General features: G+C 59.7%; 12 protein-coding genes. 7 read left to right on the top strand and 5 right to left on the bottom strand.

The genetic code is table 11. The features are described 5' to 3' along the window. Positions 1-118: 118 nt before the first annotated feature. The 4 genes from PMI22_RS07395 to PMI22_RS07410 form a co-directional block, all read right to left on the bottom strand. On the bottom strand, positions 119-967 hold the full coding sequence (locus tag PMI22_RS07395; RefSeq protein ID WP_007947703.1) for a cache domain-containing protein: 849 nt from the start codon (positions 965-967) through the stop codon (positions 119-121). A 211-nt stretch (positions 968-1,178) separates the two neighbouring features. Next, positions 1,179-2,048, bottom strand: coding sequence for a hypothetical protein (locus PMI22_RS07400; protein WP_007947702.1), 870 nt, complete (start codon positions 2,046-2,048; stop codon positions 1,179-1,181). A 118-nt stretch (positions 2,049-2,166) separates the two neighbouring features. Then, on the bottom strand, positions 2,167-3,159 hold the full coding sequence (locus tag PMI22_RS07405) for an NAD-dependent epimerase/dehydratase family protein (protein ID WP_007947701.1): 993 nt from the start codon (positions 3,157-3,159) through the stop codon (positions 2,167-2,169). Between the two features lie 94 nt (positions 3,160-3,253). Further along, entirely contained in the window at positions 3,254-4,153 is a 900-nt protein-coding gene (locus tag PMI22_RS07410; RefSeq protein WP_007947700.1) for a LysR family transcriptional regulator ArgP, read from the bottom strand. Between the two features lie 96 nt (positions 4,154-4,249). Here PMI22_RS07410 and PMI22_RS07415 point away from each other — a divergent pair, with 96 nt between their 5' ends. From PMI22_RS07415 to PMI22_RS07425, 3 genes are all read left to right on the top strand, one after another. Next, positions 4,250-4,651: an ACT domain-containing protein gene (locus tag PMI22_RS07415; RefSeq protein WP_007947699.1), complete on the top strand. Its 402-nt coding sequence runs from the start codon at positions 4,250-4,252 to the stop codon at positions 4,649-4,651. A gap of 5 nt (positions 4,652-4,656) precedes the next feature. Beyond that, the gene (locus tag PMI22_RS07420) at positions 4,657-5,259 is read left to right on the top strand and encodes a LysE/ArgO family amino acid transporter (protein ID WP_007947697.1); all 603 of its coding nucleotides are present in this window, start codon (positions 4,657-4,659) and stop codon (positions 5,257-5,259) included. A gap of 176 nt (positions 5,260-5,435) precedes the next feature. Then, positions 5,436-6,032, top strand: a complete 597-nt coding sequence (locus PMI22_RS07425) for a superoxide dismutase (RefSeq protein WP_007947696.1) — start codon at positions 5,436-5,438, stop codon at positions 6,030-6,032. Between the two features lie 111 nt (positions 6,033-6,143). On the opposite strand, the gene tcdA is transcribed toward PMI22_RS07425, so the two are convergent. After that, positions 6,144-6,956 (bottom strand): tRNA cyclic N6-threonylcarbamoyladenosine(37) synthase TcdA, encoded by an 813-nt coding sequence (gene tcdA, locus PMI22_RS07430; protein WP_007947694.1) that lies wholly within the window; start codon positions 6,954-6,956, stop codon positions 6,144-6,146. A 231-nt stretch (positions 6,957-7,187) separates the two neighbouring features. Here tcdA and PMI22_RS07435 point away from each other — a divergent pair, with 231 nt between their 5' ends. The 4 genes from PMI22_RS07435 (at position 7,188) to PMI22_RS07450 (ending at position 12,412) form a co-directional block, all read left to right on the top strand. Continuing rightward, on the top strand, positions 7,188-9,779 hold the full coding sequence (locus tag PMI22_RS07435; protein ID WP_033049548.1) for a glycosyltransferase: 2,592 nt from the start codon (positions 7,188-7,190) through the stop codon (positions 9,777-9,779). A gap of 210 nt (positions 9,780-9,989) precedes the next feature. Continuing rightward, complete coding sequence (gene dapE, locus PMI22_RS07440) at positions 9,990-11,141, top strand: succinyl-diaminopimelate desuccinylase (protein ID WP_007947692.1); 1,152 nt, start codon at positions 9,990-9,992, stop codon at positions 11,139-11,141. Then, positions 11,141-11,950, top strand: coding sequence for a putative RNA methyltransferase (locus PMI22_RS07445; RefSeq protein WP_007947691.1), 810 nt, complete (start codon positions 11,141-11,143; stop codon positions 11,948-11,950). Before dapE ends, PMI22_RS07445 begins: the two co-directional genes overlap by 1 nt. A gap of 84 nt (positions 11,951-12,034) precedes the next feature. Next, positions 12,035-12,412, top strand: a complete 378-nt coding sequence (locus tag PMI22_RS07450; protein ID WP_007947690.1) for a hypothetical protein — start codon at positions 12,035-12,037, stop codon at positions 12,410-12,412. The last annotated feature ends 235 nt before the right edge of the window (positions 12,413-12,647 follow it).

Below are 12,647 nucleotides of genomic sequence, written 5' to 3'. Positions count from 1 at the left end.
GGGAATGCAGCCCGAGACGCTCCGCGTCCCTGCCGAAGCGGACGCGGAGCGTCCATTGAGGCATTCCCACGCGGAGCGTGGGAACGATCAATCAAAGCGGTCTGTCAGTCACTGAAAATCAAGGGCTGTAATACCCCACAGCCACCAGGAAATGCCCGACCTTTTTCAGGTAGGCATGCTTGTCTTCAATCTTGTTGGTCACTGGGTTTTTCCAGCGGTACTTGTAATCGCCATAATCCTTCTTGGCCATCAAAGCCAGGATCGGCTCACCCACCGGATTGCCTTCCGGGTCCTTGATCGCGCCAAAGTCGGTGTTGACCAGCCGCAGGTTGGTGCCGTGGGCCACGTAACGCTGGGTGTTCAGGTCGACAACGAACACATACAGATCATCCTGCAAGTAACCGCCCTTGAGGGAGTTGATCGCGGTCAGCGTGCCCTTCTCGTCCTTGGCCAGATCGGTCGCGGCTTTGTTCAGCAGCGCCATTGCCTGTTCCGCCGATGCCCGTGGCAGGTAGTAACCGACCGCCAGAATCCGTTGACCGACGCGCTGGAAGTACACATGTTTGCGCTCGACTTTGCCGTCCTCCCAGTTCTGCCAGCGGTATTCCGCCTCCTGAATACCATTGCTCTCCGGCACGTTAACCGCGTCCTTGAAGGCTTTCTGCAAGTCCGGCCCGAGGGTTTCGGTGACATCACGTCCGATCAACGCCGCAGACGGCCCGCCGCTCGCGAGCATCACACCTTTGGTGTCGACCACAAAGACGTAGCGATCCTTGTCGACAAACTCGCCCTGACGACTGAATGCCGCGAACGCCTTGTCGCCATTGTCGTGGTAATAGGCCAGGGCCTTCTCCAGCAAGGCTTTGGCGGCCTGACTGTCTTCCTTTTCCGTACCGGCGGCCTGAGCCTGCCCGAGGCACAGGAGTAGCATCGCGCCCAGCAATGCCAGTTTTTGCAGAACCCCCATAGTGCATCCCTCAATCTTATTGGTGTTTCAAGAGCGTAGACGGCCGTTGGATATCTACGAATTTGTAGCAGCTGTCGAGCCCCAGCGAGGCTGTATCCCGACCCCGCAATTTGTCTGATAAAACGCGTGGACTGATTTCACGACTGCTTCGCCCGAGCGCGGACCGGCCGACGCAGGCTGCGCCAGTTGCTACAGGAGCGGTGTGGCGGCTCTACTGCCGTGCGCGAAGTTGTTGCTGCAAATTCTGGATCTGCGCCTGAAGAGTGTTGATGTTGCGGGTTACCTGGCCGCGAAACGCGTCAAACTCGGCGGTATTGGTGGAACCTTGCGCAGCGGCTGGACGGTTGTCCTGCACGCTTTTGAGCACAATTATCTCTTCCTCCAGACGCTCGATAGCGGCGCTTGGGTTGCCTTGTTTTCTCAGCGCGGCAATGTCGGCGCCCAGGCTCTTGAGCTGAGCGTCGAATTTGCTGCTGTCGTCCGGCGCGCTTTTCAGGGCGGTGAGTTCAGCGCTCAAGGCTTTGACCTGGGCCTGCAATTGCGTATTGGCCGCCTGATGCTCTGTGTCCTGGGCGGTGAGTTGCGCCAGTCGCTTATCCAGTTCACTGGTTTGTGCCGTCATCTGCGCCAGACGCTTGTCCAGATCCGAGGCCTGCCCAACAACGCCTTCTTGCTGTTTGCCTTGATCCAGCAGTTTGGATTCCAGGACTTTGATTTGCAGCTTCAGCGCTTCGCTGTCGCTGGTGACGTTGGTCTGGCTGGCGACGACCTTGCCGGAAATGTCCTGCAAGCGCCCTGCGGCTTCCTCGCTGATACGCGCGAAACTTTCCTGGGTGGCCACCAGTTGTTGTTCCATCAGCGAGATCTGCTGAAAACTCCACCAAGCAAGGCCGGCAAACGCAAAAAACAACGCTCCGACCAACGCCCACAGTGGGCCTGTGCTGGCGCTTTTGACTTTTACCACCGGCGCCGGCCGCGAATGCACGCGAGTACGAACGGTAGGCGGGTAATCATCGTCGAGGCTGTCAGCACGCAGACTCGGTACATCGAAATCGTCGTTGGCATCGTTACGCATGGACATTGAATCAACCTTTGTAGAACGAGGTGATGGCTTTATGCGGCGAGTATAACCCCCACAGCCGCACCGATTGACTCTCTACACCCGACTCGGTTCAGTGCCGGCAGGCCAGGCTGGCAGGTCAGCGGATGTCCTGAGCCTTCCACCAACTGCAAAATTCATCGAGGGCGGCCCAGAGGCTGACTTTCGGATCGTAGTCCAGGTAATGCCGGGCGCGGCTGATGTCCAGGGTGAAGTTTTTGTTCATGACCTGCATCCCCAGTCGCGACAAGGTCGGCTCGGGACGCCCCGGCCATAGCTTGCACACCCCTTCGTTGAGCGCTGCGGCGGCGTAGCCCAAACCGTAGGAACGGTAGCGCGTCACTTGTGGGACTTCCATGTTGCGCATGACGTAATTGACGACATCCCACAAGGGAATCGGCGTTCCGTTACTGATGTTGTAGGCCTTGCCCAAGGCCGAGCCGCTGGCGAGCAAACTGCTGAGCAACGCCTCGTTGAGGTTTTGCACACTGGTGAAATCGACCTTGTTCAGGCCATTACCGATGATCGCCAAGCGTCCTTTGCGCTGCATTTTCAGCAGTCGCGGAAAAATGCTCATGTCACCGGCACCTGTGACGAAACGCGGGCGCAGGGCCAGGGTTTCCAGACCGAACTCCTGGGCGCCGAAGACTTTCTGCTCGGCCAGGAATTTGGTCGCGGCGTAAGGATGCTTGAAACGCTTGGGCACCTGTTCTTCGGTCAAGCCCAGTCGATCTCGGCCATCGAAGTAGATCGACGGCGAGGACAGGTGCACCAACCGGCGAACGCGCTGCTTCAGACAAGCCTCGACCACGTTTTCCGTGACCTGGACGTTGCCTTGATGAAAGTCCTGATAGCGTCCCCACAACCCCACCGCCCCCGCGCAATGGACCACGGCCTCGACGTCTGAACACAGCTCGCGCGCCAGTTCCGGGTCGCTCAAGTCGCCCTGAATAAACTCGGCGCCACGGCGCACCAGGTGTTCGACACTTTCGGCCCGGCGACCGTTGACCCGCACGTCCAGGCCCTGCTCCAGGGCGAAACGCGCAAAGCGTCCGCCAATGAAGCCGCTTGCGCCGGTGACCAGAATTTTCATGTAGTGCTCCACAAATGCAGATGTAAGCTTCAAGCTACAAGCTGCAAGTTAAAAACGATCCGCAAGCGCTCACTTGCCGCTTGCAGCTTGACGCTTACGGCTGCGTCCAAGGCACCAGCCATTGCTTCGACGAACGCACCAATTGGTCGGTCAACAACCCCAGAAGTTGACCGCCATTGCGCCAATGATGCCAGTACAGCGGCACGTCGATGGGCTTATCTGGCAAAAGCTCCCTCAAAACACCACGCTCCAGTTGCTCGCGCACCTGTAATTCCGGGACCAGCCCCCAGCCGAGACCGGCCTCGGTCAAACGAATGAAGCCTTCAGACGAGGGGCATAAATGGTGTTGGAAACCGCCATCCACCCCCAGCGAAGCAAGATAGCGATGTTGCAGGAAATCGTCCGGGCCAAAGACCAGCGCCGGGGTTTTCGCCAGTCGGTCGGCGCGAACGCCGTCCGGAAAATGGCGCGCGATGAACGCCGGACTGGCCAACGCCCGATAACGCATGGCCCCCAGCAGAACGCTGCGGGCACCGGCCACCGGGCGCTCGCTGGCGCACAGACACCCCGCTACTTCTCCGGCACGCATGCGTTTGAGGCCGACGGTCTGGTCTTCGACGACCAGGTCCAGCAGCAGGTGTTGTTCGGCGCAAAAGTCGCCCACCGCTTGCGCCCACCAAGTGGCAAGGCTGTCGGCATTCAAGGCGATGCGCAGGCGCTCCGGCAGGCCCTCTTCATCCAGCGCCGGCACCAGGGACTGCAAGTCGCGCTCCAGCAAACGTACCTGCTGCACATGGTTGAGCAGGCGACGGCCAATGTCCGTCGGGGCCGGCGGCGTAACCCGCACCAGCACCGGCTGGCCGACCCGCGCCTCCAGCAGCTTGATGCGCTGTGAGATCGCCGATTGCGACAACCCGAGCACCTGGGCGGCCCGTTCGAAACCGGCTTGCTCGACCACGGCGGCCAAGGCAGACAGTAATTTATAGTCGAACATCAGTTTTCCTAATGAGCGATCATCATGATTGGTTTTTCTTATACAGGTTAGCAGCGGAGAATGCCCATCAAGATCTCTTGAACAAGGAACACCGACATGGCTGGCGAAACATCATTGGCAACCCTGCTTCGCAGCATGAGCCCGCAACTCAACGCCGGCGAATATGTGTTTTGCACCCTGCGCGACGGCAAGCTGCCGGCGGGCCTTGAGATTGTCGGCAGCTTTCGCGAGCAGGAAGGCCTGACCGTGATTCTGGAACGTTCCCACGCCGAACAGGCCGGTTTCAGCTTCGATTACGTCGCGGCCTGGATCACCTTGAATGTTCACTCGGCGCTGGAAGCCGTCGGCCTGACCGCCGCCTTCGCCACCGCGTTAGGCAAGGCCGGCATCAGTTGCAACGTGATCGCCGGTTACTACCACGACCACCTGTTTGTCGGTCAAGCCGACGCCGAACGCGCACTGCGCGTGCTGCGCGACCTTGCAGCCAACGCGGAGTAAACCTTATGTGGCAAAGCTATGTGAACGGCCTGTTGGTGGCCGCCGGGCTGATCATGGCGATCGGCACGCAGAATGCGTTTGTGCTGGCGCAAAGTCTTCGGCGTGAACATCACCTGCCGGTGGCAGCGTTGTGCGTGACGTGCGATGCACTGCTGGTCGCCGCAGGCGTGTTCGGTCTGGCGACCGTGCTCGCGCAAAACCCGACATTGCTGGCGGTTGCCCGCTGGGGAGGCGCGGTGTTTCTGATTTGGTATGGCAGCCAGGCATTGCGCAGGGCCTGCTCGAAACAGAGCCTGCAACAGGGTGAAAACCAGACTGCTCGCTCACTGCGGGCGGTCATGCTCAGCGCGTTGGCAGTGACATTGCTCAACCCACACGTTTATCTGGACACGGTTTTACTGATTGGCTCCCTCGGTGCGCAGCAAACCGAGCCTGGCGCTTATGTCGTGGGCGCGGCGAGTGCGTCGTTACTGTGGTTCTTCACCTTGGCGTTGGGCGCGGCATGGTTGGCGCCTTGGCTCGCACGGCCTGGCACCTGGAGAATTCTCGATCTGCTGGTGGCGGTGATGATGTTTGCCGTGGCCTTTCAATTAATCGTCGCCCCTTAATTATTCCAAATGGCTCTGGAACCTCTATTCCACACAGTTGTTGCGTGGTTATGCCGCACCCCCGGTGCTATGATCCGATTCCCTGCGCCGCAAAGAGTACAAACTCCCCGGCGCTTGTCTGGCCGCCCGTGATCGGCCTTGCGCTCACCGCAACTGACCTGATTAGGAGAATCATCATGGCTTTCGAATTGCCGCCGCTGCCTTACGCACACGACGCCCTGCAGCCGCACATTTCCAAGGAAACCCTGGAATACCACCACGACAAGCACCACAACACCTACGTCGTGAACCTGAACAACCTGGTGCCAGGCACCGAGTTCGAAGGCAAGACCCTGGAAGAAATCGTTAAATCTTCCTCGGGCGGTATCTTCAACAACGCCGCTCAGGTCTGGAACCACACCTTCTACTGGAACTGCCTGGCACCAAACGCCGGCGGTCAACCAACAGGCGCGCTGGCTGATGCCATCAACGCTGCCTTTGGTTCGTTCGACAAGTTCAAGGAAGAGTTCAGCAAGACTTCCATCGGCACCTTTGGTTCCGGTTGGGGCTGGCTGGTGAAAAAGGCTGACGGTTCCCTGGCCCTGGCCAGCACCATCGGCGCCGGCAACCCGCTGACCAGCGGCGACACCCCGCTGCTGACCTGCGACGTCTGGGAACACGCTTACTACATCGACTACCGCAACCTGCGTCCGAAGTACGTTGAAGCGTTCTGGAACCTGGTCAACTGGAAATTCGTGGCTGAGCAGTTCGAAGGCAAAACCTTCACCGCTTAAGCTCGACGCCAGTCAAAAAACCCGGCTTTTATGCCGGGCTTAATGAACTGGTCAGCCTGACCGAGAAGCCCTGCAGGTTTACGCTTGCAGGGCTTTTCTCGTTTTCGGCGATCAAGCCTCAGGTTTAACCCGATCCGAAGGGCGCCGCACACCCGCCACAATCTTATCCACAGCCTTGGTCGCCGCGACCATGCCGAACGTCGCCGTCACCATCATCACCGCGCCAAACCCGCCGGCACAGTCCAGCTTCACGCCATCTCCGACAAAACTTTTCTGCAAGCAAATGCTGCCATCGGGTTTCGGGTAGCGCAGTTGTTCGGTGGAAAATACACACGGCACACTGTAATGGCGCGTCACTGTGCGGGAGAAATTGTAATCGCGGCGCAATGTAGAACGAACTTTCGACGCCAACGGATCATTGAACGTGCGGTTCAAGTCGCACACCTGAATCAGCGTCGGGTCGATCTGCCCGCCCGCGCCGCCGGTGGTGATGATCTGGATCTTGCGTCGCTTGCACCAGGCAATCAGCGCGGCCTTGGCATTAACGCTGTCGATGCAATCGATCACGCAGTCAATGTTCGGCGTGATGTACTCGGCCATGGTATCGCGGGTGACGAAATCCGCCACCGCGTGCACCGTGCAGTCCGGGTTGATCCCGCGCAGGCGCTCGGCCATCACTTCTACCTTGGGTTTGCCGACGGTGCTGTCCAGCGCGTGCAACTGACGGTTGGCGTTGCTAACGCAGACGTCGTCCAGGTCAAACAGCGAAATCTCGCCCACGCCACAACGGGCAACGGCTTCTGCCGCCCAGGAACCGACGCCACCGACGCCGACAATCGCCACATGCGCCGCGCGCAGGCGCTCCAGCCCCTCAATGCCATACAAACGGGCGATGCCTGCAAACCGCGGATCTTCTGTGCTCATGACCAATACCCCAAAAACCGGCGCGCATTATAGGGCCACAGCGCGAGAACTTTTAACCTTCCGGCTACAAGTGTAAGAACTTATGTGAAACGGGATTGCCCAACGTCAGACTTTTCCTTGCCTCTTGTACGGCAAGTGAAAGCACGGTGTAGGATGCGCGCCCAAAAGTCCTTTGGCAGCCGTTCTGCCGACCGTTCCTTCGTTCCACTGCCTCCGGAACCCGAAATAACCATGTCATCGCGTAAATTTGGACTCAACCTGGTCGTGGTGCTCGCCATCGCAGCCTTGTTTACCGGCTTCTGGGCGCTAGTCAATCGCCCGGTCACCGCCCCCAACTGGCCTGAACAGATCGCTGGTTTCTCGTACTCGCCGTACCAGCAAGGCCAGTACCCACAAAAAGAGCAATACCCGACCGACGATCAAATGCGTCGCGACTTGGAGATCATGAGCAAGCTGACGGACAACATCCGTACTTACTCAGTCGATGGCACCTTGGGAGACATTCCCAAACTGGCAGAAGAATTCGGCCTGCGGGTCACCCTGGGGATCTGGATCAGCCCGGACCAGGAGCGCAATGAGCGCGAAATCACTCGCGCCATCGAAATCGCCAACACCTCGCGCAGCGTGGTTCGTGTGGTTGTAGGCAACGAGGCAATCTTCCGTAAGGAAATTACTGCCGCCGAACTCAGCGTACTGCTGGATCGCGTCCGCGCGGCCGTGAAAGTGCCGGTGACCACCTCCGAGCAGTGGCACGTCTGGGAAGAACACCCGGAACTGGCCAAACACGTCGACCTGATCGCGGCCCACGTCCTGCCTTACTGGGAATTTATCCCGGTGGACAAGGCCGGTCAGTTCGTTCTCGATCGCGCCCGCGACCTGAAAAAGATGTTCCCGAAAAAACCACTGCTGCTCTCGGAGGTTGGCTGGCCGAGCAACGGTCGTATGCGTGGCGGCACCGATGCCAGCCCGGCGGATCAGGCGATTTACCTGCGCACCTTGGTCAACAAACTCAATCGCCAGGGCTTCAACTACTTCGTGATCGAAGCGTTTGACCAGCCGTGGAAAGCCAGCGACGAAGGTTCGGTGGGCGCGTATTGGGGTGTGTTCAACGCCGCGCGCCAGCAGAAATTCAACTTCGAAGGCCCGGTGGTCGCGATCCCGCAATGGCGAGTGCTGGCGATCGGTTCGGCCGTGTTGGCGTTGCTGTCCCTGACCCTGCTGATGATCGACGGCTCGGCCCTGCGCCAACGTGGCCGTACCTTCCTGACCTTCATCGCGTTTCTGTGCGGCTCGGTGTTGGTGTGGATCGGCTATGACTACAGCCAGCAATACAGCACCTGGTTCAGCCTGACCGTCGGATTCCTCCTGGCCCTCGGCGCTCTCGGGGTCTTTATTGTTTTGCTGACCGAGGCCCATGAACTGGCCGAAGCCGTCTGGACCCACAAGCGCCGGCGTGAATTCCTGCCGGTGGTGGGCGATTCGGACTACAGACCGAAAGTCTCGATCCACGTGCCCTGCTACAACGAGCCGCCGGAGATGGTCAAACAGACCCTCAATGCCCTGGCCAACCTCGACTACCCGGACTTCGAAGTCCTGATCATCGACAACAACACCAAGGACCCGGCGGTCTGGGAACCGGTACGCGATTATTGCGCAACCCTCGGCCCGCGCTTCAAGTTCTTCCACGTTGCCCCGCTGGCCGGTTTCAAGGGCGGCGCGCTGAATTACCTGATTCCGCACACGGCCAAGGATGCCGAAGTCATCGCGGTGATCGACTCGGACTACTGCGTCGACCCGAACTGGCTCAAGCACATGGTGCCGCACTTCGCCGACCCGAAAATTGCTGTGGTGCAGTCGCCGCAGGATTACCGCGATCAGAACGAAAGCACCTTCAAGAAGCTGTGCTACGCGGAATACAAAGGCTTTTTCCACATCGGCATGGTCACCCGTAACGACCGTGACGCGATCATCCAGCACGGCACCATGACCATGACCCGACGCTCGGTGCTTGAGGAACTCGGTTGGGCCGACTGGTGCATCTGTGAAGATGCCGAGTTGGGTCTGCGCGTGTTCGAAAAAGGCCTGTCGGCGGCGTACTACCACACCAGCTACGGCAAGGGCCTGATGCCCGATACCTTTATCGACTTCAAGAAACAGCGTTTCCGCTGGGCCTACGGGGCGATTCAGATCATCAAGCGTCACACCGCCAGCCTGCTGCGTGGCAAGGACACCGAACTGACCCGCGGCCAGCGTTACCACTTCCTCGCGGGCTGGTTGCCGTGGGTTGCGGATGGCATGAACATCTTCTTCACGGTCGGTGCGTTGTTGTGGTCGGCGGCGATGATTATCGTGCCGCAGCGGGTCGATCCACCGCTGCTGATTTTCGCAATTCCACCGTTGGCACTGTTCGTGTTCAAGGTCGGCAAGATCATCTTCCTGTATCGCCGTGCAGTCGGCGTGAACCTGAAAGATGCCTTCTGCGCGGCATTGGCCGGGCTGGCGTTGTCGCACACCATCGCCAAAGCGGTGCTGTACGGCTTCTTCACCAGCAGCATTCCGTTCTTCCGCACGCCGAAAAACGCCGACAACCATGGCTTCTGGGTCGCCATTTCGGAGGCACGTGAAGAGGTGTTCATCATGCTGCTGTTGTGGGGCGCGGCGCTGGGGATCTTCCTGGTGAACGGCTTGCCGAGCAACGACATGCGCTTCTGGGTGATCATGTTGCTGGTGCAGTCGTTGCCGTATCTGGCGGCGCTGGTCATGGCATTTCTGTCTTCGCTGCCCAAACCGGCCGCCGAGCCTGAGCCGGTACCAGCCGTCTAAATCTGTACAGATGCACTAAACGGCGGCCAATGGTCGCCGTTTTGCTTTAAGATAACCGCCATTTTGCAGGCCTTGCGCCCAATGGCTTGACCCAATACCTGTGGGAGCGAGCCTGCTCGCGATGCAGGCGATGAGGTTTGTCATACAGACCGTGTCATCGTTCATCGCGAGCAGGCTCGCTCCCACATTTACAGTTTTCCGGAGTTTTCCATGACGGCCCACGCCGACCTTTCGCCGACCCTTCAACTCGCCATCGACCTGATCCGCCGTCCGTCCGTGACGCCGCTCGACGCCGATTGCCAGAAGCAGATGATGCAGCGCCTGGGCGATGCCGGTTTCATGCTGGAACCGATGCGCATCGAAGATGTGGATAACTTCTGGGCGACCCACGGTAAACACGACGGTCCGGTGCTGTGCTTCGCCGGTCACACCGACGTGGTGCCGACCGGCCCGGTGACCGCCTGGCAGATCGACCCGTTCAACGCGCTGATCGACGAACATGGCATGCTCTGCGGCCGTGGCGCGGCGGACATGAAAGGCAGCCTCGCGTCCATGACCGTGGCCGCCGAGCGCTTTGTCGCCGACTACCCGGATCACAAGGGCAAAGTGGCTTTCCTGATCACCAGCGACGAAGAAGGCCCGGCACATCACGGTACCAAGGCTGTGGTTGAACGCCTCGCCGCGCGCAAGGAACGTCTGGACTGGTGCATCGTCGGCGAGCCGTCGAGCACCACCCTGGTGGGTGACGTGGTCAAGAATGGCCGTCGCGGCTCCCTCGGTGCCAAACTGACCGTTCGCGGTGTGCAAGGTCACGTGGCCTATCCGCACCTCGCCAAGAACCCGATCCACCTCGCCGCCCCGGCCCTGGCTGAACTGGCCGCAGAGCATTGGGACCACGGCAACGATTTCTTCCCGCCGACCAGTTTCCAGATCTCCAACGTCAACTCCGGCACCGGCGCGACCAACGTGATTCCGGGTGACCTGGTGGCGGTGTTCAATTTCCGCTTCTCCACCGAATCCACCGTTGAAGGCCTGCAAAAGCGCGTCGCCGACATTCTCGACAAGCACGGCCTGGACTGGCACATCGACTGGGCGCTGTCCGGTCTGCCATTCCTCACCGAACCGGGTGCGTTGCTGGACGCGGTCGCATCGAGCATCAAGGACATCACTGGTCGTGAAACCAAGGCCTCCACCAGCGGCGGCACCTCCGACGGTCGTTTCATCGCGACCATGGGCACGCAAGTGGTTGAGCTGGGGCCTGTCAACGCGACGATCCACCAGGTCAACGAGCGCGTACTGGCCGCTGACCTCGATGTGCTGACCGAAATCTACTACCAGACCCTGATCAAGTTGCTCGCCTGATGCTTGCCTGCCCGATCTGCAGCGAACCGCTGAACGCGGTGGACAACGGCGTGGCGTGCCCCGCCGGGCATCGTTTCGACCGCGCGCGCCAGGGTTACCTGAACCTGTTGCCGGTGCAGCACAAAAACAGCCGCGACCCTGGGGATAACCTGGCCATGGTCGAAGCCCGCCGCGACTTCTTGAACGCCGGCCATTACGCGCCGGTGGCCAAGCGTCTGGCCGAACTGGCGGCGCAATATGCACCACAACGCTGGCTCGACATCGGCTGTGGCGAGGGTTACTACACCGCGCAAATCGCCGAGGCCTTGCCGAACGCCGATGGTTACGCGTTGGACATCTCCCGGGAAGCGGTGAAACGCGCCTGTAAACGCAACCCGCAACTGACCTGGTTGATCGCCAGCATGGCGCGGGTGCCGTTGGCTTCGGGCAGTTGCCAGTTTCTCGCCAGCGTCTTCAGCCCGCTCGACTGGGAAGAAGCCAAGCGCCTGCTCAGCCCCGGTGGCGGCTTGATGAAAGTCGGACCGACCAGTGGCCACTTGATGGAATTGCGCGAGCGGTTGTACGACGAAGTGCGTGAATACACCGACGACAAGCATCTGGCCTTGGTGCCGGAAGGCATGGCGCTGCAACACAGCGAAACCCTGGAATTCAAACTGACGCTTTCAAACGGTCAGGACCGGGCGAACCTGTTGGCCATGACACCCCACGGCTGGCGCGCCAGTGCCGAACGCCGGGCGGCAGTCATCGAACAGGCCGAGCCGTTCGAGGTCACCGTGTCGATGCGCTACGATTATTTTGTTCTTCAATAAACTCTTAAATTTTGGTCTTGAGCAAACAGCTTGAGGCCGGCTAAATCCGCGAATGGATTTTTCAGACCCGCAGTGAGGACATCCATGCGCCAACCCGATATCGAGATTTACCTGAAAGACGCCGACGTCGACTACAAGGCCATTGCGGCCTGGCTCGGCACTGCTTTGGGCCCGTGCACCGACTGGGTTCAGAAAGGGCAAACCTACAAGTGCAAGGCCGGCAATGTACCGGTTACCTGGCTGCCCAAGGCCGTGGGCAAATGGAACAGCCTGTTCCTGGACAGCGACCAGACCCCATGGGAAGACGACATCGCCTGCGCCCGCGCAGCCTTTGCCGCATTGAACGTCGAAGTGCGTTGCGCGCCGGGTACGTGGGTCGAGGAAGAAGGTGAAGAAACAGCGGATCGCTGGATGCGCATCAGCGCGGACGGTGAAGAAGAAATCACCTGGAAGACCGCTTAAAACCAGAACACAGAACCTGTGGCCTGCTCTGAATGACATGCCAAAAAGGTGATCAATTGTGGGAGCGGGCTTGCCCGCGAAGACGGCGGCACATCCAGCATAGATGTGACTGACAAGCCGCTTTCGCGGGCAAGCCCTAATGCCAGTCAGTTAAGCAATTTCTGCGGTAACGCAATTGTTGTAGCAGCTGGCGAAGCCTGCGTTCGGCTGCGAAGCAGTCGTAATACCTGAGTTT

It is taken from the genome of Pseudomonas sp. GM21 (genome assembly GCF_000282215.1).
In the GTDB taxonomy this organism is placed as follows: domain Bacteria; phylum Pseudomonadota; class Gammaproteobacteria; order Pseudomonadales; family Pseudomonadaceae; genus Aquipseudomonas.
The sequence above is the reverse complement of the archived record's forward strand: the minus strand, read 5'-3'. Positions and strand labels throughout refer to the sequence as shown.

Excerpts from the sequence above, each read along its gene's own strand:
- PMI22_RS07395 (WP_007947703.1), bottom strand. The coding sequence starts at position 967 with ATGGGGGTTCTGCAAAAACTGGCATTGCTGGGCGCGATGCTACTCCTG.
- PMI22_RS07400 (WP_007947702.1), bottom strand. The coding sequence starts at position 2,048 with ATGTCCATGCGTAACGATGCCAACGACGATTTCGATGTACCGAGTCTG.
- PMI22_RS07405 (WP_007947701.1), bottom strand. The coding sequence starts at position 3,159 with ATGAAAATTCTGGTCACCGGCGCAAGCGGCTTCATTGGCGGACGCTTT.
- PMI22_RS07410 (WP_007947700.1), bottom strand. The coding sequence starts at position 4,153 with ATGTTCGACTATAAATTACTGTCTGCCTTGGCCGCCGTGGTCGAGCAA.
- PMI22_RS07415 (WP_007947699.1), top strand. The coding sequence starts at position 4,250 with ATGGCTGGCGAAACATCATTGGCAACCCTGCTTCGCAGCATGAGCCCG.
- PMI22_RS07420 (WP_007947697.1), top strand. The coding sequence starts at position 4,657 with ATGTGGCAAAGCTATGTGAACGGCCTGTTGGTGGCCGCCGGGCTGATC.
- PMI22_RS07425 (WP_007947696.1), top strand. The coding sequence starts at position 5,436 with ATGGCTTTCGAATTGCCGCCGCTGCCTTACGCACACGACGCCCTGCAG.
- tcdA (WP_007947694.1), bottom strand. The coding sequence starts at position 6,956 with ATGAGCACAGAAGATCCGCGGTTTGCAGGCATCGCCCGTTTGTATGGC.
- PMI22_RS07435 (WP_033049548.1), top strand. The coding sequence starts at position 7,188 with ATGTCATCGCGTAAATTTGGACTCAACCTGGTCGTGGTGCTCGCCATC.
- dapE (WP_007947692.1), top strand. The coding sequence starts at position 9,990 with ATGACGGCCCACGCCGACCTTTCGCCGACCCTTCAACTCGCCATCGAC.
- PMI22_RS07445 (WP_007947691.1), top strand. The coding sequence starts at position 11,141 with ATGCTTGCCTGCCCGATCTGCAGCGAACCGCTGAACGCGGTGGACAAC.
- PMI22_RS07450 (WP_007947690.1), top strand. The coding sequence starts at position 12,035 with ATGCGCCAACCCGATATCGAGATTTACCTGAAAGACGCCGACGTCGAC.